This window comes from Blautia sp. XA-2221, assembly GCF_028767025.1.
Taxonomy (GTDB): Bacteria; Bacillota; Clostridia; order Lachnospirales; family Lachnospiraceae; genus Blautia_A.
Map to the genome: position 1 here is coordinate 69,462 of NZ_JAJQXX010000013.1, position 22,181 is coordinate 91,642.

Sequence of the window (22,181 nt, forward strand, 5' to 3'; positions counted from 1 at the left end):
AAAATGGAGCAGTACTATGATAAAAAAAGAAATTATTATTTTCAGGAAAGAGGAACCCTCTTATAAAGAAGTATGCGACATTATCGCTCACTTTTGTAGAGAACACAGCAGGGAATATGAAAGAATAGGAAACCCTGAGAAACTGATCTATCAGATCGATGGAAAAAAATATAAGATACAGGTATGTAAGGAACAGGATGCAGCAGGATGGAGAATTTGCTGTATGTGTTTCTAATAGTTGTATTTATATGCGAAACCAAAGTTATTTTTGATAATTGAAAGAGGAAATTATGAAAAAATTAATTTTTAAAGGCGTGGGAACTGCCATGGTTACCCCTATGAAAGAAAATGGAAATATCAATTATCCTGTATTTAAAAAGATGCTGGATATGCAGCTGGCAGGAGGGGCAGATGCGGTTGTAATTGCAGGAACAACCGGAGAGGGAGCAACTCTTACAGATGATGAGCATCTGGAACTGGTAGAATATGCTGTCAGGGAGATAAATGGAAAAATTCCGGTAATTGCCGGAGCGGGAAGCAATAATACCAGACATGCAGTATGGCTTTCCAGAGAGTGTGAGCGGGTAGGTGCAGATGGATTGCTTCATGTCACACCTTATTATAACAAGGCGTCTCAGGAAGGAATTTATCTTCATTTTAAAGCCTGTGCAGATGTATCGGGAATTCCGATTATATTATATAATGTTCCTTCAAGAACAGGAGTGAATATATTTCCTGCAACCTATAAGCGTTTAAGTGAAATAGATAATATTGTAGCATGTAAGGAGGCCAGTGGAAACTTTTCACAAATTGCTAAAATTGCAGCTCTCTGTAAAGATGATCTTGCGATTTATTCAGGTAATGACGATCAGATTACATCAGCGCTTGCTATAGGAGGAAAAGGCGTAATCTCTGTATTAGCTAATATTTGTCCAAGGGAAACCCATGAAATCTGCCAGGCTTATTTTGACGGAGATACGGAAAAAAGTGATAATCTGCAGTTAGAATATCTGGATCTTATTGAAGCGTTGTTTTTTGATGTGAATCCAATTCCAATAAAACAGGCAATGAGAGCTATGGGACTTGATGTGGGACCGTGTCGTCTGCCGTTATGTAATATGGATCCTACAAATGCGGAAAGACTGTATCGTACGTTAAAACATCATGGACTCCTGGATCCCAGTATAAAAGCAGGATCTCTTACAATACATAATGTATCCTGTACAGGAAATGTTCTTCGTGGAAATGTTTAAAATAAAAAAATATTGACGAATTAAAAAATTAACGCTATACTATAGCATATTAACAGCAATAACGAGATGAAGTCTACAGGAAAGAGGCTTTTAGCCCACCGAAGGAGTAAAACTCTCAGGTACCCGTGCTTCGGGCAGAAACTGTAGATGGATCGTTTCTCTGGAGACACCTGTTTTTACAGGGGCCGAAGGTGCAAATGATGCAGAATGCGTCTTGAATCTCTCAGGCAAAAGGACAGAGTATGCTATCTGAAGATATGCTATTTTTTCTATATGTCTTTTATCTCTTTTTAGAAATGATCTTATTTTAATCCCAAGGCTGTAAAATTTTATACAGAAGGAGTACTTTTACTATGTGGAGTATGATGAATCAAATCCTTGTAACTGTAGATGATTTTGTCTGGGGTGTACCTCTTATGGTCCTGATTATGTCAGGGGGTATTTTACTTACTATACGTCTGGGACTTCTCCAGATCCGGCATTTACCGCTGGCATTAAAATGGATGTTTAAAAAAGAAGAAGGCGGCCGTGGTGAAATTTCCAGTTTTGCAGCCCTGTGTACAGCCCTGAGCGCTACTATTGGAACCGGAAATATTGTAGGAGTGGCAACCGCAGTGTGTACAGGAGGCCCGGGAGCGCTTTTCTGGATGACCTTGGCTGCTTTTTTTGGAATGGCGACCAAATATGCAGAAGGACTTCTGGCGGTGAAATACCGTGTGGTTTCATCAGATGGACACAGCCTTGGAGGACCTTTTTATTATATTGAACGGGGAATGGGAGCCAAATGGAAATGGCTTGGGAAGATGTTTGCTTTTTTCGGCGTGTGTGTAGGGCTTTTTGGAATTGGAACCTTCAGTCAGGTAAATGGTATTTCCAGTGCGATCCAAAACTTTTTTGATCCGGAAAAAGCAAGCTGTATCAACATTCCGTATCTGGGAGAATATTCCTGGGCAGTTGTGATTTCTTCATTGATCCTGGCATTTTGTGTGGCTGCGATCCTGATCGGAGGACTTCAGAGAATTGCTACAGTCAGCCAGATTATTGTACCGTTTATGGCTGTTATTTATTTCGGATTCAGTATTGCTTTGATTTTATTTAATATCAGAGAAATTCCATCAGCAGTTATGACAGTGATTAACGGTGCTTTTAACCCGTCGGCAGTAACCGGTGGCGTTGTGGGAAGTATGATTGTGGCAATGCAGAAGGGAGTTGCCAGAGGTATTTTTTCCAATGAGGCGGGACTTGGAAGCGCACCTATTGCGGCAGCTGCTGCACAGACAAAAGAGCCGGTACGTCAGGGACTTGTAAGTATGACAGGTACTTTTATCGATACGATTGTTATCTGTACTATGACAGGACTTTCCATTGTATTGACAGGAGCCTGGCAGGTGGAAGGTTTGGAAGGTGTACAGGTGACTACTTATGCATTTCAGCATGGTCTTCCTATTCATCCGCAGGTGGCTTCTTTTATATTGATGATGTGTCTGGTGTTCTTTGCTTTTACTACAATACTGGGATGGGATTATTACAGTGAACGCTGTCTGGAATATCTTACAAAAGGGAACAGAAAAACAATCCTTGCCTATCGCTGGCTTTATATTTTTGCAGTATTCATTGGACCTTATATGACAGTAAGCGCTGTGTGGACCATTGCAGATATCTTTAACGGCCTGATGGCAATTCCGAATATGATTGCCATGTTTGCGTTAAGTGGTGTAGTAGTAAAGGAAACAAAAAGCTTTTTTAAGGCTCAGAAACATAAGAGAGACTGATACGTTTGTCTGACGGCAGATATAGGAGTAGGGCGAGACTGTTCCTGCTTTTATATCTGCCTTTTCTGATATAAAATGCTTTGAGCAGAAGAAAGAACATGGTATAATATGAACACTTAATGAATCCAGAGAGAAGATATGCCTGGATATGGAACGAAGCTGAGTAATGCGAACATCGAGTCTTATATCTATGGTATGATAAAAATATTTCATGCTTCGGATAGAAAACGCAGGATGAATTTAGAGAGAATCCATAACCGGATATTGAAAAATTCTGAGTAATGCCGTTTTTTGGAACATGAGCAGCAACTGCAGAAAATGTGCTGCAGTTTTAGAAACGTATAGAAAGAGGGAGATTATGGGGGAAAATCTGATAGAGAAAATCAGAAAGGAGCTTCTGGAAATGCAGGACCTTCCTTACCGGGATTTTCATGCAAAGCTGATGCCCACTGTGGATAAGGATACTGTGATCGGGATCCGGGTTCCGATTCTTCGGAAATATGCCAGAACACTGGCAAAGGAAGAAGAGATCGGCAGTTTTTTCAGTGACCTGCCTCATAAATATTTTGAGGAAAACAATGTTCACGCTTTTCTGATCGAGCAGATCAGGGATTTTGAAAAATGCCTGGAAGAAACAGAAAAATTTCTTCCTTATATAGATAATTGGGCTACCTGCGACATGATGTCGCCTAAAATATTCAAAAAACATAAAGAGCAGCTACTGGTATCTGTGCGGCGCTGGATCACGTCAGATGAAACTTATACAGTCCGCTATGGGATTGGGATGTTGATGCAGCATTTTCTGGATGAAGATTTCAGGGAGGAGTATCTGGAACTTGTATCAGGTATCCGTTCTCAGGAGTATTATATAAATATGATGATCGCCTGGTATTTTGCTACAGCTCTGGCAAAACAGTATGAAAAAACGCTTCCATATATAGAAGAGAAAAGGCTGGATGACTGGACTCACAATAAAGCGATACAGAAGTCCTGTGAAAGTTATCGGATCACGCAGGAACAGAAAGCCTATCTGCGAACTTTGAAGGTGAAAAAAGTCCGGGTGCAAAAAAATAAGACAGAGGAAAACGAATGCAGAAGATAATAGAAATAAAAGATTTTCAGAGTCCGGAGCTGGATGTGTATGCAAGGCTTTCAGAGGTACAGCTTCTGAGAGCCTGTGAGCCAAATCCCGGACTGTTTATTGCAGAAAGCCCAAGGGTGATCGAGAGAGCTATTCAGGCAGGATATGATCCGGTTTCTTTTTTGGCTGAAGAACAGGAATTAAAAGGACTGGCAGGAGAGATTACGGAAAGATTTACGGAAGTTCCGGTTTATACAGCGACACAGGATGTTTTGACACAGCTGACCGGTTTTGCTCTTACCAGAGGGATGCTGTGCGCTATGAAAAGAAAAGAACTTCCGTCTGTGGAAGCCATATGCGCCGAAGCACAGCGCATAGTCATTCTGGAAGATGTGGTAAATCCCACAAATGTTGGAGCAATTTTCCGGTCGGCGGCAGCCCTGAATATGGATGCGGTTCTTCTGACAGCAGGATGTAGTGATCCACTGTACCGAAGAGCGGCCAGGGTCAGTATGGGAACCGTGTTTCAGATTCCCTGGACAAAATTTGGAAAAAAAGACTGGCCGGAAAAGGGAATGAAATGCCTGGCTGATAGGGGATTTAAAACAGTTTCCATGGCTCTTTGTGAGGATTCGGTAAACATTGACGATTCAGAACTGCAGGCAGAAAAAAAGCTGGCAGTGATCATGGGGACAGAAGGGGACGGTCTGGCTTCTGATACTATTGCCGGATGCGATTATACGGTGAGAATTCCTATGTCCCATCAGGTGGATTCTCTGAATGTGGCAGCTGCCAGTGCGGTGGCTTTCTGGGAGCTTGGAAAAAGAAGAAAATAAGATGCGGCAGGCTTCAGAAAACAGAGAGAAGCATGCATAAGAAAAACACTGTAAAGGCTGCTCAGTAAAAGAGAACCGTTACAGTGTTTTTTGCCGGTAAAATTTATTTCAGTTTTTCTCCTGTAAGCATTTCGTATGCCTGAAGATATTTGTCGATTGTTTTGTCGACAATCTCCTGAGGAAGAGTCCAGTCATGACCTTTGTTTTCTTTCAGCCAGTCACGGGCAAACTGTTTGTCAAAAGAAGGCTGTCCATGTCCCGGTTCGTATCCGTCAGCAGGCCAGAAACGGGAGCTGTCCGGTGTGAGCATTTCATCACCGATTACCATGTTTCCGTTTTCGTCAAGACCAAACTCAAATTTTGTATCTGCAATGATGATTCCTTTGCTGAGTGCGTATTCAGCGCATTTTTTGTACAGAGCAATGGTATTGTCACGAAGCTTTTCAGCAAGCTCACGACCTTTTCCCGGGAAATATTTTTCCAGATGATCAACGCTCTGTTCAAAGGAGATATTTTCGTCATGATCTCCGATTTCAGCTTTTGTGGATGGTGTGTAGATAGGTTCAGGAAGCTTGTCAGATTCCTTCAGTCCCTCCGGCAGTTTGATGCCGCAGACAGTGCCATTTTCCTGATAGCTTGCCCAGCCGCTGCCTGTAATATAGCCGCGGACAATACATTCGATAGGAAGCATGTTCAGCTTTTTGCACATCATGGATTTTCCGTCATATTTTTCGTTCCGGAAAAACTCCGGCATATCCTTTACGTCTACAGAAAGCATGTGGTTTGGCAGAATATCTTCTGTCATATCAAACCAGAATTTAGACATCTGTGTCAGTACAGTACCTTTTTTGGTAACTTCATTGTTCAGGATTACGTCAAAGCAGCTGATGCGGTCCGTTGCAACCATGATCAGGCTGTCGCCGTTATCGTAGATCTCGCGTACCTTACCTTCTTTGATCGGTTTTAAATTCTGCATGTGTTCACACCTCATCATTAGATTTTTGTTTTTCGTTTCCCTGTAAAAAGTAGCACTGTTTGACAGTTGCTGTCAAGAGCAATTTCAAAACTTCTTTTTTGGTTCTTTTAAAAATACAAAGTGACCGGAGAAATTCAACAGGCTTCCGATTGAACAGGGAATTTGTTTGCAGTATAATAATATCCAACAAAAATATGGAGGGATGTAATTATGACAGTATATGGAATCACATTCAGCCCTACAGGGGGAACAGACAAGGTAACAGAGCTTCTGATGGAAGCAATGGACGGCGAGAAAAAGATGCTGAGTCTTTTGTCGGAAAAGGAAGATTACAGTAAACACATATTTAAAAGCCAGGATATCTGTTTTATTGCAGTACCTTCTTTTGGGGGAAGAGTCCCTCAGGAGGCAGTAAAAAGGCTTGGAATGATGAAAGGAAATCAGGCAAGGGCAGTTCTTGTATGTGTTTATGGAAACAGAGCTTATGAGGATACGCTGATGGAATTGAAGGATGCTGCCAGAGAAGCGGGATTTGTTCCGGCAGCGGCAGTAGCGGCCATTGCAGAGCATTCTATCATGCACAGATTTGCACAGGGAAGACCGGATGAAACCGATCAGAAAGAGCTTCGGGAGTATGGACAGAGAATCAGAGAATATCTGGACAGCCAGGAAAATCCAGGAGAACTCAATGTTCCGGGAAATCATCCTTATAAAGAGCTTGGGACAACTTCTTTCATTCCAAAACTGGGAAAAGACTGTAATTCCTGTGGACGATGTGCGGCACTTTGTCCGGTTGGAGCCATTGATCCGGACCATGTAGAAAGGGTAGATGAAAAGAAATGCATTTCCTGTATGCGCTGTATCGCAGTCTGTCCGAAAAACGCCCGCAGCCTGGACAGAAACATTCTTTGTGCGGTAGAAGAAAAAATGGCAAAGCTGTTTGAAACAAGAAAAGAAAATGAATTGTTTCTGGGAGAAAATGCATGACAGATAAAGGAAATTGTACACAAAACAGAGGAATGAACCGGGATACCATCAAATATATTGCCATGGTTACCATGCTTTTGAACCATATTTCTTTTATTTTTCTGGAACCGGGAACCTTATTGGCTGAGCTATTCACTGCTGTGGGATATTTTACTGCTCCTGTGATGTGTTATTTTCTGGTGGAGGGAATGGGATATACCAGATCTTCGAAAAAATATGGACAAAGACTGCTTTTGTTTGCCGTGATCTCGGAGCTTCCCTATTGCCTGGCACTGACAGGGGAAAAGATCATAGGATTTGTGGGAATGAACATGCTGTTTACACTGTTTTTGTGCTTTCTGATTATCAGGGTGATGAGAGAGATGATAAATCCTCTGGGCAAAAGTCTTGCCCTTGCAGGACTGATTCTGCTGTCTATGTTCTGTGACTGGGCAATTCTGGCTCCGATGTTTACCATTCTTTTTGTAAATGCAGGGCGAGATGACAGAAAGCTAAAAAAAGCGTTCCTTACGGGAACTTTGGTGTTTGGCGTTTTCAATTTTCTGGGAGAAGCTGGAAACTCTTCCATGGGAATAAATATATTACATACAATTCTGAGTATGGCAGGTCCGGCGGCAGCTGGCATCTGTATCCTGCGATTTTATAATGGCAGACGGTCAGAAAAACACAGAAACTTTTCCAAGTGGTTTTTCTACTGGTTCTATCCAATGCATCTTCTGATCCTGGGACTTGTGAGAGTGTTTTTGTTTGCCTGACGATTTACGCCTATAAAATGCAGGAAAACTCTAAAGTGTATCTTAAATGTCTGAAAATGGTGTTTTATGCGGTTTCTGATTGACAAATAGGTATAATTAAGATAAAGTAAGGTTATTTTGGAGGCAGGAATTAATTTTCTAATCGCATTGATATTGTTTTGTGTTGTATTAAAACAGGGAATAAATATCTGCAATATCTATTTGTATGTAGCCATTTACAGTGTGATGAGATTTTTGCTGGAGTTTTTTAGGTATGATAGAAATGAAAGAGGATTTTGGCTGGGAATTTCCACATCCCAATGGATTAGTATAGCGCTTTTTCTTAGTGTGGGACTCGTATGGGTTCTGCATTTGAAGAGAGTTCGGCTAAGAAGAGAAAAGGAAATACAAAATCCAACGAGAACAAAATCAAGTAGTTTCTGAAAAAGACAGTATCATTGATGCAGGCTTAGAGTCTGGAGGCTGTAGTGTATGAAAACCAGAAAAGAAGTATTAGAGTATGGCCTTTCTTTCCCAGATACATATCAAGACGCTCCATTTCATGATCTGAATTGGATCCTGGTAAGGGTGAGAAAAAATAAGAAAGCATTTTTATGGACTTATGAAAGAAATGGACAACTGTGCATAAATATAAAAGTGAATCCGGAGTGGCGTGACTTTTGGAGAAATGCATATGCGTCTGTGGTGCCGGGGTATCATCAGAATAAGAATCACTGGAATACGGTGATTCTTGATGGAACGATACCAACACATGAGATCCAGAGAATGATTGCAGAAAGTTATGATTTAGTCATTTAGAAATGGAATATACACGGGAGGGACAACCGTGGAAAAATGCGGTTGCAAATTTTAATCATGAAATAATGGACAATATGCAGAGGTGGTAAAAGCACTTTCTGGAAAAGGTGTCATATGTGAAAGAGGTCATGACGCATTACTGAATGCATATTATATGTATTAAAAGATGAAACAGAGGTATATGTAGCGAACGATTATGGAACATTAGTATTCCAATTTTTCAGAGCTATTAAGAGTGAGGTGGAACCATGGCATACAGTGAACTAATCAAAAACTTTAATAAGATCCGTGATTACATGCGGGATTTTTATGTCTATGGTTTCAAGAGTCGGGATGATTATACGAAAAAAAGTGCCAGGTCTTATGATGACGAGAAACGTCGAATAGAGAGCTGGCTTGGCGATTATATGAAGTTTCATCAGACCGCTGATGGGAAGAATGTGTTTTTGTCAATTGATAGCAGGGTAACCAGACATAATCCGCTTTATAAGGCATGGAAGACGAAGAGCTTTACAGACGGAGATATTACCCTGCATTTTATCATTATGGATATCCTTTCGGATGGACAGGAACTGTCACTTGTGGATATTGCATCTCAGGTGGACGAATATCTGTCTGTTTTTGATCATGCAAGAGTATTTGATGTTTCTACAATCAGAAAAAAACTTAACGAATATGTAAAAGAAGGATTACTGGTAAGCAGGAAAAGCGGTAAGACAATGCGATACCGTCGTACAGAAGAGCTGGAAATGTCAGGTATGGATGTTTTGGATTTCTTTTCAGAAACTGCGCCATGCGGTGTGATTGGATCGTTTCTGAAAGATAAAACAAATAACACAGCTGACCATTTTGCATTTAAACATCATTACATAACCGATGCAATGGATAGTGAAGTTTTGTGTACGATATTGGAAGCAATTCATGAAAAAAGAAATATAACAGTTGAAATGATCAATCGTAAGAAAGATCGTATTACGGAAACGAATGTTGTTCCACTTCGAATAATGATCAGTGTACAGAGTGGAAGACAGTATATAATGGTCCATGTCCCATATTTTAAGCGAATAACAGGGTATCGCCTTGATAATATTGTCACTGTTAAAAAAGGCGAGACTGCAGATCGGTTTGATGAACTGAGAGATAAACTAAATGAAATGCAGAAACACATGTGGGGAGTCGCTACAGACAGCCGATCGGGAAATCGTATGGAACATATTGAATTTACAGTTAAGTATGAAGAGGGAGAGCAGCATATACCAAGACGCTTGGAGCGAGAAAAACGAATCGGACAGCTGGAATACATTGATGAACATACATGCCGATTTTCTGCGGATGTTTACGATGCAAGTGAGTTGATACCATGGGTACGTACCTTTATCTGTCGCATCACGGATATTTCAATTTCCAATAAAGCCTTAGAAACACAGTTAAAAAAAGACTTGCAGGCGATGTATGAGATGTATGGATTGGAAGGAGAAGGTGATTATGCTGTTTCATGAAATTTACAGTACATATTTTCAAACTGTTGCGAAGATTTTGACAGAAGCAGTGGATCATCCGCTTACGACGGGAGAAATTAATTTAATTATTCAGAACAATGCATTTGAAGAAAGCATATTAAATATTCCGGAGTCTTTGGGAGTGGCACGCTGGCAATTATTGAAAGAAGATGGAACAACTATTCTTGGAAAGAAGCCGACTATGCCACTTACAATTTTACAGAAACGCTGGATCAACGCAGTCGCATTAGATCCAAGAGTACGTTTGTTTACAGATCATCCAGTTGTATTTTCGGATGTCGAACCGTTATTTCTTCTGGAAGATATTTACGTCTTTGACAAATATTCAGATGGTGATCCGTATGAGGATGCAGAATACATTCGGAACTTCCGTTTAATATTGGATGCGATCAAACATCAGTATCCGATTCAAATCAGAATTATGAATCGTCACGGGAAACAAGTAACAGCCAGAACGGTTCCGGAATATCTGGAGTATTCTGAGAAAGATGATAAGTTCCGTTTGATTGGAACAGGTAGTAAGCTGGGAAATACAATCAATCTTGGGAGAATCATTTCATGTGAAAAATGCGAGGATGAACAGACCGCTAAGCCTGGTAAAAGGAATCGTCCGCATCCACGAATAATAATATTTGAATTAGTAGATGATCGAAAGGCTTTGGAACGTGTTCTGATGCATTTTGCATACTTCGAAAAGCAAGTGGAGAAAATAGATGAGCGAAAGTATAAGGTGACGTTACACTATGATAAAGAGGACGAAACAGAGATTTTAATTCGTGTTCTTTCGTTTGGACCGATGATTCGCGTTGTGAAGCCTGCGGCATTCATTAATTTAATAAAGGACAGATTGTCAGAACAAAAAAGTTGTGGACTGTAGAAGTTCGCAACTTTTTTTCCATGATAAAAAGAATCAGAAACGATAGACTTAGATCATAGTAAAGCACGTGAGGGGAAAGGAACTTGCCGATGGACTGAAAATCCATCGGCAGCAGATGAACGTCGTAACATCTGCCTGGTGTGCTTTGCCAATAAAGGCGCATACAGCAAAATAGTTCTAATGATTTTATAGGAAGCAAAGTTTAAAGTGTTGATGAGTTGCTCAAGAAACCAAAAGGCAGCGTCTTGTGTCTGAAAGGCATCTACAGCAATACACTGGCAAAAGAATATTTATTTTCTGTACAGAGTCAAGTCCTGGTGGCGTCTTATTGTTATGAAAAATATAAGCTATAGATTGACGAGAAAGGATGTGTATGAAATGTTTGAAATAAAGGGAAAAGTTACAACAGCAATCTGCTACGCAAAAGTCGTAGAAGATGAGGCAATTGAGCAGATAAGAAGAATATGTGACTATGATCTGACAAAAGGCTGCAAGGTGCGGATTATGCCTGATGTCCATGCAGGAAAAGGATGTACGATCGGGACAACTATGACAGTCACAGATAAGATTTGTCCTAATATTGTCGGAGTCGATATTGGCTGTGGAATGTATACGGTAAAACTGAAGGATCAGGTGATTGATTTTGAAAAAATAGATGAAGCATGCCATTATGTTCCTTCCGGAATGAATGTATGGGAAGGGAGAATGGAGCGATTTGATCTGACGCAGCTTAAATGTTATAGATCTTTACGAGGTGCAAAGAGATTAGAGAGATCACTTGGAACATTGGGTGGAGGAAACCACTTTATAGAGGTTGATCAGGCAAAGGATGGTACATATTACTTAGTTATTCATTCAGGAAGCCGAAATTTGGGAAAACAGGTGGCTGAGATTTATCAACAGTTGGCAATCGATTTGCATGCGGGAAAAGAAGCGTACTTCAAAGAGCGGGATGAGATTATTCGTACTTACAAAGAGCAGGGAAGAAGATCGGAAATCCAGGAAACATTGAAGCAGTTAAAACAGAATTATGAGACACAGGATTTAGATGCGCCAAATGATATCTGCTGGCTTTACGGATCATTTATGGATGATTACCTGCACGATGCAGAAATCTGCCAGCGGTTTGCAAAAAGAAGCAGAGAGCGCATGGCAGAAGTTATTATTGAAAGAACCGGAATGACGGCGTTAGAAGCTTTCCATACCATTCATAATTATATAGATGTCGATGAGATGATTCTCAGAAAGGGGGCAATTGCCGCACATGCCGGTGAAAAAGTACTGATTCCGATTAATATGAGAGATGGCTCCGTTCTTGCTGTTGGAAAAGGAAATTCGGAATGGAATCATTCAGCACCACATGGAGCCGGAAGAATCATGTCCAGAACAAAAGCGAAACAGACCATTGATTTAGAAGAATACAAAGCATCCATGCAGGGGATTTATTCTACGTCAGTAAATGCAGATACATTAGATGAGGCACCAATGGCATATAAATCGCTTGAGGATATTAGTGATGTAATCAGGGACTCAGTAGATGTCATTGATATCATGAAACCGGTGTATAACTTTAAAGCCTCGGATGGGGAGGTACCCTGGAAAAAGAAAGGCGACATAAATGAGAGAAAAGATACAGACTCAGCTTCGTAAGATTGAAGAAGAGGAACGTATAAAAATACTATTAGCCGTAGAATCGGGAAGTCGCGCCTGGGGATTTGCATCCCCGGACAGTGACTATGATGTGCGTTTTATTTATATCAGAAGAATCGAAGATTATCTGAAACTGGATGCGGTTCGAGATGTGATTGAACTTCCGATAGATGATGTTTGGGATATCAACGGATGGGACTTGCAAAAGACATTAAGATTGCTGTACAAGTCAAACCCAACATTATTTGAATGGTTTTCTTCTCCAATTGTTTATCAGGAAACAGAATTTGCCGACAGGTTTCGTGATTTGATGATTCATTACTTTTCATCAAAGAAGACGTTGTACCACTATATCAGTATGGCTGAAGGAAACTATAGAGAATATCTTAAAGGTGATTTTGTCAGAGCAAAGAAATATTTCTATGTTTTACGCCCAGTGCTAGCATGCCAATGGATATTAGACCGAGGAACGCCTCCTCCTATGTTGTTTTCAGAGTTAATGAAAGTAGAGTTGCCAGCAGAATTAATCGGTGCAGTGAACCAATTGCTGGAGTTAAAGATGAAATCTCCAGAAGTGAAGGCGATCCCAAGGATTCCGGAAATAAATGAATATCTTGATGAAAGTATTCCGAGTATCAAAAATATAGTGAGATCGCTGGAGGATAGTCACACACCAGATTGGAGTGAGTTGAATCAATTATTCTTGCGAGAACTGAGGAATTGGGAGTAACTTGCAAAGTATCAGGATAGAGAAGCGGAGAGGCCCAGTGTCAAGTATCGACGAAGGACGCAGGATTGATTCCTGCAACTGATGTTATGTGGTTAAGATTATTGATAAATTGGACGCTATTTAGTGAAAAAGGAGTTGGTATATGTTATGATGAGAACAAGTAATTTGTTATCAATATCATTGCCAAAGAAGTCTTTGGAAAGAAACGGATTGACAAGGTAAAACTATCAGACGCAAAAGGTTGGCTCATTAAATTGCAGGCAGCCGGTAGAGTGTACAGCAGTATTCATTCTATCCGTGGTGTTGTAAGACCAGCGTTTTAAATGGCTGTTGATGATTGGATACAAAAGACCCCTTTTGAATTTCAGCTTGCAACGGTGGTTGTTAATGATAGCGTAACAAGAGAGACCATTACAAAAAGCAGGAGAGAGCTTTTCTTGAATTTGTAAAGCATGACAAGCGCTTTCGTAAGTATTATGAGGGCAATTGCATTTTATTTAAGACAGGACTTCGTATTTCCGAATTTGTTGGATTGACGATTTCTGATATTAATTTAGAAAAAGGTGTTATCAATGGCAATCCTCGTTGCAACGTAAGCGTAATATGGAATATATTATAGAGGACGCAAAGACAGACAGCGGTACAAGACTTGTGCCTATGACTGATGATGTAAAGGCGTGTTTTCGTAAAATTATTCAAAACCGTAAAATGCCAAAATCAGAACCTGTAACAGACGGTAATAGTGGTTTCCTGTATTTAGACAAAAATGATATGTCTATGGTTGCTTTGCATCGGGAGAAATATCTTCAGCATATTTGCGAGAAGTATAAAAAAATATATAAACAGGAATTACCTAAAATTACACCTCATGGTCGAGTTATAATAAGGACAAGTTAGAAAACTCCAGTAAATACAAGGGGTTGCACTAATTTAGTCCTTATTTTTAACTCCCTGAAAAGGGAAAAATAAGGCAGCGCTGTCATTCCAGAATATGAATTATTACAGATCCAGACTGGAAATGGATTTGTGTAAGACAAGAGTAAAAACAACAGAATTATTGTAATTATAGGACTGAATTAGCTCGCACGGAATATAGATTCCGGTTGTCTAATTCAGTCCTCTTTTTGATTGACGACGATGAAAGGTGATGAAAAATGGCTAGAATTATTTCTATTGTAAACCAAAAAGGGGGAACGGGAAAATCCGCATGTACAGCTAATTTAGCAGTAGGATTAGCACAAAAGAATATGAAAGTGTTGATTGTAGATGCCGATCCACAGTCTGATGTATCCGCAGGATTTGGATATCGTGATTGTGATGACAGTAATGAAACAATTACAGCTCTTATGGATTCAGTAATGAAAGATGAAGATATTCCTTCAGACTGTTATATCAGACATCAGGCAGAGGGAATAGACATTATCTGTTCTAACATTGGACTGGCAGGTACGGAAGTACAGTTGGTAAATGCAATGAGCAGGGAATATGTATTGAAACAGATTTTATATGGTATCAAGGATCAATATGATGCAGTCATTATTGACTGTATGCCATCATTGGGAATGATTACGATCAATGCGCTGGCTGCATCAGATGAAGTCCTCATTCCAGTTGAAGCGTCCTACCTGCCAATCAAAGGCTTGCAGCAGTTGTTAAAAACGATCGGTAAGGTTCGTAAGCAGATTAATCCGAAGTTGCAAGTCGGTGGGATTCTGTTCACTATGGTCGATGCGCATACAAATGATGCCAGAAATAATATGGAACTTCTCAGAAATGTATATGGAAGTCAAATTCATATCTTTGATAATTATATTCCATTTTCTGTAAGAATGAAGGAAGCAGTCAGAGAAGGACAGAGTATTTTCTCTTATGATCCGAAAGGCAAAGCTACAGAAGCTTATCGGAGAGTGACGGAGGAGGTGCTGAAAGATGCCATCTAAAAAAAAAGCAACTCCCATTTCCTTACAGCCACTTGATGCGTTGTTTGGAACAAACGAAGAAACAAACAATGGAATTTGTGAGATAGCAATAGGAAGCCTTCATCCATTTCCAAATCACCCGTTTCAAGTAAAAGATGATAAGAAAATGGAAGAATTATCAAAAAGCATTACACAATATGGCGTGTTGGTTCCTGGTATTGTGCGATTGAGAGAGTCCGGTGGTTATGAGCTGGTAGCTGGTCATAGGCGAAAACGAGCATGTGAACTTGCGGGATTAGAGAAAATGCCTGTTATCATCAAAGATCTTACAGATGATGAAGCGACGGTGATCATGGTAGATTCCAACATTCAAAGAGAAGAGCTATTGATCAGTGAAAAGGCGTTTGCTTATAAAATGAAGTATGAGGCATTAAAAAGGCAAGGACAGAGAACGGATTTAACTCCTTGCCAAGTTGGCAAGAGGTTGGCGGCAGAGGAAGTCAGCCAGAATACAGGGGATAGTGCCAGACAGATTCTTCGATATATTCATCTGACAGAGCTAATATCAGAGCTGTTAGAATTAGCAGACGAAAAGAAGCTTCCTTTTAATACAGCAGTTGAAATTTCTTATTTAAGAAATGAAGAACAACAAATATTGCTTCAGTATATGAACAATCATAATATGGTACCGTCCATGAAGCAGGCAAAGGAATTAAAGCAGATTTCAAAAGAACGGATACTGACGTATTCTGATATTGACCAAATATGTATAAATAAGAATACTGAAAATGTTCAGGTATAGATTTCCGCGAAGAAGTTGAAACAGTTTTTTCCAGAGACATATTCAAAGGCTCAGATGGAAGAAATAATATTCATGCTTCTTGCATCGTGGGCAGAAAGAGAAGGTAAATTAACTGGAGAAAGGAAGTAAAAGTATGGCATTGAAAATTGTGCGAAGATATGATGCTAACGGAAATGAGCTTACTGAGAAAGATCTGGAAACCTTCCGACCGGATTCTCCTGTAGTAAGAGATATACTGGCAAATCTTAATAGAGAGATAGCGGAGGGAATCAGGCAGAAGGAGAGAAAAGATGACGATTGAAGACGTAATCAAAAAAACGATTTTGCCATTAGCATTCATGGTGTTCTGGTTTTGGATGACAAAAACGATTATGAAAGTCAGTGGACAGACAGATTTATTCTGGTGGCTATTTCTTTCCGGACTTCCATTTGGAATACATAAGATGCGGCTGATCCTGATTCCGCAAGGGATGGATACCACAGCAACACTTGGAATGGCTGCATTAAGTGTCATCATCGGATCATTGATTGGAAGTTTCATGATTCCGGTGTATGTGGTCAGAGCATTATATGTTCTTATAAGGTATATCGTTGGAAAATAAAATAATAGTTTGAGAAGAGGCAGGCTTGCGAAAAGAAAATCGTAAGTCTGCCTCTTTTTTTGTGCCAATAATCAGGCAATTCAGGGTAAATCCCTTTTGCAAATATATAGTTTGGAGGATTTTTAGATGAGAGAACGAATTGAAAACAAGTATGTCACCAAGGAAATCAAAAGTCAGATGCCGGTGATCCCGATGGAGATTATCAAAGAAAGAGGCTGTACGTTCTGTCCGTATTATCTGGGGAATTATGAGAAACAGCCCCGTTGCATGATGAAAAATTGTGTCTGGGATGATGAAAAGGAACGTTTCCACCCGGTTCTTCGAGAATTGATTCCATTTTACAAGGAGAAGATGGAAAAAGCAGAAGAAAAATATCTAACGGAAAAAAAGATTTATTCCACGTTGATGGATATGTTTGCAGAAGAAATGCGGCAGGAAGAGCTGGAAAAGGATGAATGCTACGGATGTGCATATGGAAAATGTGGTCCATGCGTCGGTATCTGTTACAAAAAATTGAAAGCATAGGAGGTTGGAGCGAATGAATACAACAATTATTTCCGGGCGACTGGTAAGAAATCCCGGATATAACGAAGTGGAGAATGAAAAAGGGCTTCATAAGATTGCCAAGTTTGTACTGGCAGTCAGAAGGAATTACTCCGATGAAGTAAGTTTCATTCCGGTGAAAGTTTTTGCAAAGAAAGCTGAGTTTGCAAGAGATTATCTTGTGCAGGGAACCAAGGTTATGGTGGAAGGTGAGATTGTTACAGGTAATTATGAAGATAAGGACACTGGGAAAAAGATTTATACCACCGAAGTGTATGCAAACAGGATTGAATTTGCAGGTGCAAAAATGTCAGAAAGACAGCCGCTTCCGGAAGATGCGGAAGGATTTCTGGAGGTACCAGAGGGCATGGAAGAAGAAATGCCGTTTAGATAGTGGAGGAGAACGAATTATGGTTTCAGTAGATAAGGCGTATATGATTGGGCATATGAGAAATGCAAATGGAAGTCTCAATAACAAAAATGTAGTGCTGTCTGCGGCATGTGAAGCAGCAGAATTGTTCCAGTGTATGATGGAAATCAATCAGAAACTGGACGACTGGCAGAGATTTAACCACACGTTAAATATGCATTTGAGAAGCGTGGAATGTGAAAAAATCCATGATATCTGTCAGGCAGTATATGCGATGCGTCATCCATCCAAGGAACTGGAAGGATTATATCTTGCAAGGGAGGATGAACAGATCTGCCTGCTGTATTATCAGGTTTTTGTAGGAATGTTGGAAATCAATATCAATTCAGCCGAAGTGTTGTACAAACAGAAGGAGGAAACGACCAATGAGTAAGATGGAGTATATGCCGGTAGATTGTCTGCAGGTGCCAAAGATGCTGTTCCAGATGGAAAAATACAAGAATCTGTCAAATACAGCGAAGATTTTATACAGCTTATTTCTGGACCGTTTGAAATTTGCGGTACAGAATGGCTGGGTGGATCATAACGGGGATCTGTTTGTTATCTATCCAAAAAGTGAAATGAAGAAAGACCTGAATACGACACGATATGGGGTGGATCAGGCGGTGCAGGAGCTGGTTAAGGCTGGAAATCTGGTGCGTATCATTCCGAATAATGGGAAGGCGAACCATTTTTATATCAATGATATTTATGAAAATGAAATGGAGGAAGAATCAATGATGACATTAGACAGTATTATGGAGAATATGCCAATGGAAAAAAAAGAAATGATTATGGACAAGATGGTAAAAGCGTCCAGGGATATTCTGGACACGATCGCAGACATGGGATATCTGGATGAATATGACACACCACTGACTCCTATGGAAGAGCGTGGCTATTATGATGAAGAAGGCAATCTTGATATTGACGCCATAGAAGCAGATGGCTATGAATTTGGTATGGGTCTTGCATTTGGCGTGTTATCTGTTAATGATGGAAAGCCTGAACGTGTGCTGGAGATCCAGAAATATGTGAATGAACAGTATGAGCGCTGTTCAAAGAAGAAGTTTATGAAAGTGCTGGAAACAATCGCACGGATGAATGGAAATGAGGATGTTTATATCGAAGATATGTATGCCTGCAATAAAGAAGCAAGGGCATATTATCTGAGTGAGTTAATGATGTGTTTTAATTTTGTATTTAATGAAATGTGGCAGGGCACAGGCTGTGCGGCAGGATGTGACGTTAAAAATCAGAAAGAATAGGAATTAAGCTATGGCAGATTTTGAATATTTCAGAGCAGAAGAATCTGACCAGTTTTCTTTTTTTCGGATACCAAAAGCGCTGTTTACAGAAAAGGAGTTTGCCTGTCTTTCCACAGATGCAAAGCTCCTTTATGGAATCCTGTTAGACCGTATCAGCTTATCCAAGAAAAATGGATGGATTGACAGTGATGGTTACGTCTATATCATTTATACGATCGCAGAACTGCAGGAGCTGTTGCGTATGTCGCATACGACCGTGACAAAACTTCTTTATGAGCTTGACAGTGTGCATGGGATTGGATTGATCGAACGGTATCGTCAGGGGAATAATCGTCCCTCTGTTATATACGTGAAAAATTTTGTAAAACGGAGCAGTGGAAAGCCAGTAAGATATTATACTTCTAGATTGCAAGAACCTGGAAATCCAGACTGCAAGGAATTGGAAATCCGGATTGCAAGAAATTGGAAATCCGGACCGCAAAAAAGTAGAAGTCCGGATTGCAAGAATCTGGAAGGAAGTAATACTAAGATAAATAAGACTGAAAAGAACCATACGGATAAGAGTAAGGGCAATACTTCCGCTTTGGAAGAAAAAATCAGTCAGTATGGAAGATTTAAAAATGTTGTCCTGTCGGAAGCGGAACTGCAGGAGTTGATAACGCTATTTCCATGGGATTATCAGAAGCGGATCGACCATCTTTCAGTTTATATGAAATCTAGTGGAAAAGAGTATCAGAACCATTTTGCAACAATCTGTCTTTGGGCAGAACGGGATGGAACCAGGACAGGAATGGACAAATATGAATTTCAGGAAGGAGAAAGCCTGTGAAAGAAAATGAAGTAACAGAAGATTATATGGATGAAGAGGGATGTCTTCATTGTGGTATTTGTGGAAAAAGAAAACAGATGAAAGTCAGTCTGATGGGATTTGAGCATGTAGTTTCCTGTTTGTGCGAATGCGAAGCGAAAGCCCGACAGGAACTGGATGAGAAGATGCAGAGGGAAGAAGCACAGAGGCAGCTTTATCAGAGAAAATCAGTAGGACTGAGGGAAAGGAGATTTTGGGAATGGAAATTTGAAAATGATAACGGAAGAAACCAGAAGATCATGATTGCCAGGCAGTATGTAGAAAACTGGCCAGATATGAAGAGAAAAAATGTTGGGCTGCTTCTGATGGGACCGGTAGGAACCGGGAAGAGTTTCTTTGCAGGCTGTATTGCAAATGCACTTTTGGAACAGGGCGAACGTGTTATGATGACGAATTTTTCAAGAATCTTAAATGAAATGACCAGTTATCAGGCAGATAAGAACCAGATTATACAAAACCTTGTGGATTATCCGCTGCTGATTATTGATGATCTGGGAACAGAACGAAACTCCGAGTTTGCTTTGGAGCAGGTCTATAATGTGATAGACAGCCGCTATTGTAAAATGCTTCCGTTGATCGTAACAACAAATCTGGGACTGGCTGAAATGAAAGCTGCAGATTTGGATACCGCCCATCAGCGTATTTACAGCCGGATACTTGAAATGTGTGTTCCCATCTATTGCGGAGGGGAAGACAGGAGAAAAGAAGAAGGGACAGAAAAACTTGTACAGGTGCAGAACCTGATTACCGGTTAATCTGTCCTTTTTCATTGAAGGGGGGTGATTGCCATGATGACAGATCCGGACAGCAGTTGAATCGGTGAAAGGAGGGAAAAGCCATGCAGGAAGAGGTAACTCAGAAAACGGTCACATTCTGTATTCGGGCTACTAAAATTACGGCAGACCTGTTGAAAAAGGTTCTTGCTGCGTATCTGCGTCATCAGAAGCAGAAATCAGTAGAGAAGAAAGCACAGAGAAATCAGCCGAAACAGGGAAAGGTCACGGTAAAAGAGCTGGCAAAGCAGAATGCCGGGATGGTCAATATCGAGATCACGAACAAAAATATCAAGTCTTTTGAACGGTATGCCAGAAAATATGGAATCAATTATGCTCTGAAAAAAGACAAGAGCAAGGAACCACCGGTTTATCTGGTATTTTTCAAGGGACGTGATCAGGATGCCCTCAATGCTGCCTTCCGTGAGTTTTCCCAGAAACAGATTCAAAAAGCGAATAAGCCTTCCATTCATAAGCGTCTTGCAGCTTACCGGGCAATGATGCCAAAGAGGACGAAGGACAAAGTAAAGAACCGGCATCAGGAACAGAGCCGATGAAGAAACAAAACGGCAATAAGCTGATGCAAAAGTGGAAGAATAAGGCTGGGGTCAGGCTGTCCGCCCTGGATAAAAAGAAACTGGTTCTTACAAATCTCCCCTATATTCTGACCGCTTTTTATGCGGATCGGGCATACTGCCTATACAGAAGCAGCCCAGGTGAAGATATGGGGAATAAACTGTTGTATGCGATGGAACATGCTGACCGGATCTTTGCGGGGATTCTGATAAGTTTTGACCTGAGAGACCTATTGGTTGGAGTTACTGTCGCAGTGGTTCTGAAACTTTTAGTCTGGCAGAAACAGTCGGATGCAAAGAAACTTCGGAAAGGAATCGAATATGGTTCAGCCAGATGGGGAAATGCAGAGGATATCAAGCCTTATATGTCAGAAGATCCATGGATGAACATTCCCCTGACAGCAACAGAAGCATTGACCATGGAAAGCAGACCGAAACAGCCGAAATACGCAAGAAATAAAAATATTGTAGTCATCGGCGGGAGTGGTTCCGGTAAGACACGTTTTTTTGTAAAACCATCGGTCATGCAGATGAACTGTTCCATGGTAATTACTGATCCAAAAGGCACTTTGATCGAGGAGTGTGGGAAGATGTTGGCGAAGGGACCGCCTAAGAGGGATAAAGCTGGAAATGTCCTGAAAGATAAATCTGGGAAAGTGGTACATGAACCTTATGTGATTAAGGTCTTGAATACCATCAACTTTTCCAAATCCCTGCATTACAACCCGTTTGCCTATATACGGTCTGAAAAAGATATCCTGAAACTGGTGACGACAATCATTGCCAACACCAAAGGGGAAGGCGAAAAATCCACCGAGGATTTTTGGATAAAAGCGGAAAAATTGCTGTATACAGCGCTGATTGCTTTTATCTGGTATGAGGGGGATGAGGAAGAGAAAAATCTGAATACCCTTCTGGATCTTTTGAATGAAAGTGAAACCCGTGAAGAGGATGAAACTTACCAGAATCCTGTGGATATGATGTTCCAGGAACTGGAAGGTAGAGAGCCGCAGCACTTTGCGGTCAGACAGTATAAAAAATACAAAATGGCGGCTGGTGTAGTAAGTTTGAAGAGACTTCTTAATCAATTAATTTTAAAGAGTTGGAGCCCCAAAATGATTAAAAAGTCTCTTGAGGCTTATTTTTTTACCTTAAAGAACAAAATTGTATTTTGTAAAAATTCAAAA

At 40.4% G+C, this 22,181-nt stretch carries 24 protein-coding genes, 3 pseudogenes and 1 riboswitch; of the genes and pseudogenes, 26 read left to right on the plus strand and 1 reads right to left on the minus strand.

What is annotated here, in order from left to right:
* Positions 1 to 16 precede the first annotated feature (16 nt).
* From LU279_RS11045 to LU279_RS11065, 5 genes are all read left to right on the plus strand, one after another.
* Positions 17 to 235 (plus strand): hypothetical protein, encoded by a 219-nt coding sequence (locus tag LU279_RS11045; RefSeq protein ID WP_274422562.1) that lies wholly within the window; start codon positions 17 to 19, stop codon positions 233 to 235.
* A gap of 55 nt (positions 236 to 290) precedes the next feature.
* The gene (gene dapA, locus LU279_RS11050; RefSeq protein WP_274422563.1) at positions 291 to 1,253 is read left to right on the plus strand and encodes a 4-hydroxy-tetrahydrodipicolinate synthase; all 963 of its coding nucleotides are present in this window, start codon (positions 291 to 293) and stop codon (positions 1,251 to 1,253) included.
* Between the two features lie 150 nt (positions 1,254 to 1,403).
* A riboswitch (glycine riboswitch) is annotated at positions 1,404 to 1,502 on the plus strand.
* 104 nt (positions 1,503 to 1,606) lie between these two features.
* Positions 1,607 to 3,025, plus strand: coding sequence for an alanine/glycine:cation symporter family protein (locus LU279_RS11055; protein ID WP_274422564.1), 1,419 nt, complete (start codon positions 1,607 to 1,609; stop codon positions 3,023 to 3,025).
* A gap of 358 nt (positions 3,026 to 3,383) precedes the next feature.
* Complete coding sequence (locus LU279_RS11060; protein ID WP_274422565.1) at positions 3,384 to 4,127, plus strand: DNA alkylation repair protein; 744 nt, start codon at positions 3,384 to 3,386, stop codon at positions 4,125 to 4,127.
* Positions 4,115 to 4,942, plus strand: coding sequence for a TrmH family RNA methyltransferase (locus LU279_RS11065; protein WP_274422566.1), 828 nt, complete (start codon positions 4,115 to 4,117; stop codon positions 4,940 to 4,942). The genes LU279_RS11060 and LU279_RS11065 overlap by 13 nt, the downstream gene beginning before the upstream one ends.
* 103 nt (positions 4,943 to 5,045) lie before the next feature.
* Here the strand turns inward: LU279_RS11065 and LU279_RS11070 are convergent, their stop codons facing one another.
* The gene (locus LU279_RS11070; RefSeq protein ID WP_274422567.1) at positions 5,046 to 5,918 is read right to left on the minus strand and encodes a phosphoribosylaminoimidazolesuccinocarboxamide synthase; all 873 of its coding nucleotides are present in this window, start codon (positions 5,916 to 5,918) and stop codon (positions 5,046 to 5,048) included.
* A gap of 210 nt (positions 5,919 to 6,128) precedes the next feature.
* Between LU279_RS11070 and LU279_RS11075 the strand changes: the two genes are divergently transcribed.
* The 21 genes and pseudogenes from LU279_RS11075 to LU279_RS11170 form a co-directional block, all read left to right on the plus strand.
* Positions 6,129 to 6,905: a 4Fe-4S binding protein gene (locus tag LU279_RS11075; RefSeq protein WP_274422568.1), complete on the plus strand. Its 777-nt coding sequence runs from the start codon at positions 6,129 to 6,131 to the stop codon at positions 6,903 to 6,905.
* The gene (locus LU279_RS11080) at positions 6,902 to 7,660 is read left to right on the plus strand and encodes a TraX family protein (RefSeq protein ID WP_274422569.1); all 759 of its coding nucleotides are present in this window, start codon (positions 6,902 to 6,904) and stop codon (positions 7,658 to 7,660) included. The genes LU279_RS11075 and LU279_RS11080 overlap by 4 nt, the downstream gene beginning before the upstream one ends.
* Before the next feature lie 117 nt (positions 7,661 to 7,777).
* On the plus strand, positions 7,778 to 8,083 hold the full coding sequence (locus LU279_RS13635) for a prolipoprotein diacylglyceryl transferase family protein (RefSeq protein ID WP_442870158.1): 306 nt from the start codon (positions 7,778 to 7,780) through the stop codon (positions 8,081 to 8,083).
* Positions 8,084 to 8,131: 48 nt separating this feature from the next.
* Positions 8,132 to 8,458, plus strand: a complete 327-nt coding sequence (locus tag LU279_RS11085) for an MmcQ/YjbR family DNA-binding protein (RefSeq protein ID WP_274422570.1) — start codon at positions 8,132 to 8,134, stop codon at positions 8,456 to 8,458.
* 248 nt (positions 8,459 to 8,706) lie between these two features.
* Entirely contained in the window at positions 8,707 to 9,957 is a 1,251-nt protein-coding gene (locus LU279_RS11090; protein ID WP_274422571.1) for a WYL domain-containing protein, read from the plus strand.
* Positions 9,944 to 10,855 (plus strand): WYL domain-containing protein, encoded by a 912-nt coding sequence (locus LU279_RS11095; protein ID WP_274422572.1) that lies wholly within the window; start codon positions 9,944 to 9,946, stop codon positions 10,853 to 10,855. The genes LU279_RS11090 and LU279_RS11095 overlap by 14 nt, the downstream gene beginning before the upstream one ends.
* Before the next feature lie 378 nt (positions 10,856 to 11,233).
* Entirely contained in the window at positions 11,234 to 12,505 is a 1,272-nt protein-coding gene (locus LU279_RS11100) for an RtcB family protein (protein WP_274422573.1), read from the plus strand.
* Positions 12,474 to 13,235, plus strand: a complete 762-nt coding sequence (locus LU279_RS11105; protein ID WP_274422574.1) for a nucleotidyltransferase domain-containing protein — start codon at positions 12,474 to 12,476, stop codon at positions 13,233 to 13,235. The genes LU279_RS11100 and LU279_RS11105 overlap by 32 nt, the downstream gene beginning before the upstream one ends.
* Positions 13,236 to 13,402: 167 nt before the next feature.
* Positions 13,403 to 14,105 (plus strand): annotated as a pseudogene (locus LU279_RS13560) (tyrosine-type recombinase/integrase); the annotation flags it as partial.
* 284 nt (positions 14,106 to 14,389) lie between these two features.
* Positions 14,390 to 15,175 (plus strand): ParA family protein, encoded by a 786-nt coding sequence (locus LU279_RS11115; RefSeq protein ID WP_274422575.1) that lies wholly within the window; start codon positions 14,390 to 14,392, stop codon positions 15,173 to 15,175.
* Positions 15,165 to 16,085, plus strand: a pseudogene (locus tag LU279_RS11120) (ParB/RepB/Spo0J family partition protein). The gene LU279_RS11115 and the pseudogene LU279_RS11120 overlap by 11 nt, the downstream one beginning before the upstream one ends.
* A 4-nt stretch (positions 16,086 to 16,089) precedes the next feature.
* Positions 16,090 to 16,257, plus strand: a complete 168-nt coding sequence (locus tag LU279_RS11125) for a hypothetical protein (RefSeq protein WP_274422577.1) — start codon at positions 16,090 to 16,092, stop codon at positions 16,255 to 16,257.
* Entirely contained in the window at positions 16,247 to 16,558 is a 312-nt protein-coding gene (locus tag LU279_RS11130) for a DUF6050 family protein (RefSeq protein ID WP_274422578.1), read from the plus strand. The genes LU279_RS11125 and LU279_RS11130 overlap by 11 nt, the downstream gene beginning before the upstream one ends.
* Before the next feature lie 126 nt (positions 16,559 to 16,684).
* On the plus strand, positions 16,685 to 17,083 hold the full coding sequence (locus LU279_RS11135) for a hypothetical protein (RefSeq protein WP_274422579.1): 399 nt from the start codon (positions 16,685 to 16,687) through the stop codon (positions 17,081 to 17,083).
* A 13-nt stretch (positions 17,084 to 17,096) separates the two neighbouring features.
* On the plus strand, positions 17,097 to 17,495 hold the full coding sequence (locus LU279_RS11140) for a single-stranded DNA-binding protein (RefSeq protein ID WP_274422580.1): 399 nt from the start codon (positions 17,097 to 17,099) through the stop codon (positions 17,493 to 17,495).
* 16 nt (positions 17,496 to 17,511) lie between these two features.
* Complete coding sequence (locus LU279_RS11145; RefSeq protein WP_274422581.1) at positions 17,512 to 17,904, plus strand: hypothetical protein; 393 nt, start codon at positions 17,512 to 17,514, stop codon at positions 17,902 to 17,904.
* A complete protein-coding gene (locus LU279_RS11150) occupies positions 17,897 to 18,778 on the plus strand; it encodes a replication initiator protein A (protein ID WP_274422582.1) in 882 nt (293 codons plus the stop codon). The genes LU279_RS11145 and LU279_RS11150 overlap by 8 nt, the downstream gene beginning before the upstream one ends.
* 10 nt (positions 18,779 to 18,788) lie before the next feature.
* Complete coding sequence (locus LU279_RS11155; RefSeq protein WP_274422583.1) at positions 18,789 to 19,607, plus strand: replication initiator protein A; 819 nt, start codon at positions 18,789 to 18,791, stop codon at positions 19,605 to 19,607.
* Entirely contained in the window at positions 19,604 to 20,401 is a 798-nt protein-coding gene (locus tag LU279_RS11160) for an ATP-binding protein (RefSeq protein ID WP_274422584.1), read from the plus strand. The genes LU279_RS11155 and LU279_RS11160 overlap by 4 nt, the downstream gene beginning before the upstream one ends.
* Before the next feature lie 83 nt (positions 20,402 to 20,484).
* Complete coding sequence (locus tag LU279_RS11165; protein ID WP_274422585.1) at positions 20,485 to 20,976, plus strand: PcfB family protein; 492 nt, start codon at positions 20,485 to 20,487, stop codon at positions 20,974 to 20,976.
* Positions 20,973 to 22,079, plus strand: a pseudogene (locus tag LU279_RS11170) (type IV secretory system conjugative DNA transfer family protein); the annotation flags it as partial. The gene LU279_RS11165 and the pseudogene LU279_RS11170, both read left to right, overlap by 4 nt.
* Positions 22,080 to 22,181: the final 102 nt, after the last annotated feature.

Excerpts from the sequence above, each read along its gene's own strand:
- LU279_RS11045 (WP_274422562.1), top strand. The coding sequence starts at position 17 with ATGATAAAAAAAGAAATTATTATTTTCAGGAAAGAGGAACCCTCTTAT.
- dapA (WP_274422563.1), top strand. The coding sequence starts at position 291 with ATGAAAAAATTAATTTTTAAAGGCGTGGGAACTGCCATGGTTACCCCT.
- LU279_RS11055 (WP_274422564.1), top strand. The coding sequence starts at position 1,607 with ATGTGGAGTATGATGAATCAAATCCTTGTAACTGTAGATGATTTTGTC.
- LU279_RS11060 (WP_274422565.1), top strand. The coding sequence starts at position 3,384 with ATGGGGGAAAATCTGATAGAGAAAATCAGAAAGGAGCTTCTGGAAATG.
- LU279_RS11065 (WP_274422566.1), top strand. The coding sequence starts at position 4,115 with ATGCAGAAGATAATAGAAATAAAAGATTTTCAGAGTCCGGAGCTGGAT.
- LU279_RS11070 (WP_274422567.1), bottom strand. The coding sequence starts at position 5,918 with ATGCAGAATTTAAAACCGATCAAAGAAGGTAAGGTACGCGAGATCTAC.
- LU279_RS11075 (WP_274422568.1), top strand. The coding sequence starts at position 6,129 with ATGACAGTATATGGAATCACATTCAGCCCTACAGGGGGAACAGACAAG.
- LU279_RS11080 (WP_274422569.1), top strand. The coding sequence starts at position 6,902 with ATGACAGATAAAGGAAATTGTACACAAAACAGAGGAATGAACCGGGAT.
- LU279_RS11085 (WP_274422570.1), top strand. The coding sequence starts at position 8,132 with ATGAAAACCAGAAAAGAAGTATTAGAGTATGGCCTTTCTTTCCCAGAT.
- LU279_RS11090 (WP_274422571.1), top strand. The coding sequence starts at position 8,707 with ATGGCATACAGTGAACTAATCAAAAACTTTAATAAGATCCGTGATTAC.
- LU279_RS11095 (WP_274422572.1), top strand. The coding sequence starts at position 9,944 with ATGCTGTTTCATGAAATTTACAGTACATATTTTCAAACTGTTGCGAAG.
- LU279_RS11100 (WP_274422573.1), top strand. The coding sequence starts at position 11,234 with ATGTTTGAAATAAAGGGAAAAGTTACAACAGCAATCTGCTACGCAAAA.
- LU279_RS11105 (WP_274422574.1), top strand. The coding sequence starts at position 12,474 with ATGAGAGAAAAGATACAGACTCAGCTTCGTAAGATTGAAGAAGAGGAA.
- LU279_RS11115 (WP_274422575.1), top strand. The coding sequence starts at position 14,390 with ATGGCTAGAATTATTTCTATTGTAAACCAAAAAGGGGGAACGGGAAAA.
- LU279_RS11125 (WP_274422577.1), top strand. The coding sequence starts at position 16,090 with ATGGCATTGAAAATTGTGCGAAGATATGATGCTAACGGAAATGAGCTT.
- LU279_RS11130 (WP_274422578.1), top strand. The coding sequence starts at position 16,247 with ATGACGATTGAAGACGTAATCAAAAAAACGATTTTGCCATTAGCATTC.
- LU279_RS11135 (WP_274422579.1), top strand. The coding sequence starts at position 16,685 with ATGAGAGAACGAATTGAAAACAAGTATGTCACCAAGGAAATCAAAAGT.
- LU279_RS11140 (WP_274422580.1), top strand. The coding sequence starts at position 17,097 with ATGAATACAACAATTATTTCCGGGCGACTGGTAAGAAATCCCGGATAT.
- LU279_RS11145 (WP_274422581.1), top strand. The coding sequence starts at position 17,512 with ATGGTTTCAGTAGATAAGGCGTATATGATTGGGCATATGAGAAATGCA.
- LU279_RS11150 (WP_274422582.1), top strand. The coding sequence starts at position 17,897 with ATGAGTAAGATGGAGTATATGCCGGTAGATTGTCTGCAGGTGCCAAAG.
- LU279_RS11155 (WP_274422583.1), top strand. The coding sequence starts at position 18,789 with ATGGCAGATTTTGAATATTTCAGAGCAGAAGAATCTGACCAGTTTTCT.
- LU279_RS11165 (WP_274422585.1), top strand. The coding sequence starts at position 20,485 with ATGCAGGAAGAGGTAACTCAGAAAACGGTCACATTCTGTATTCGGGCT.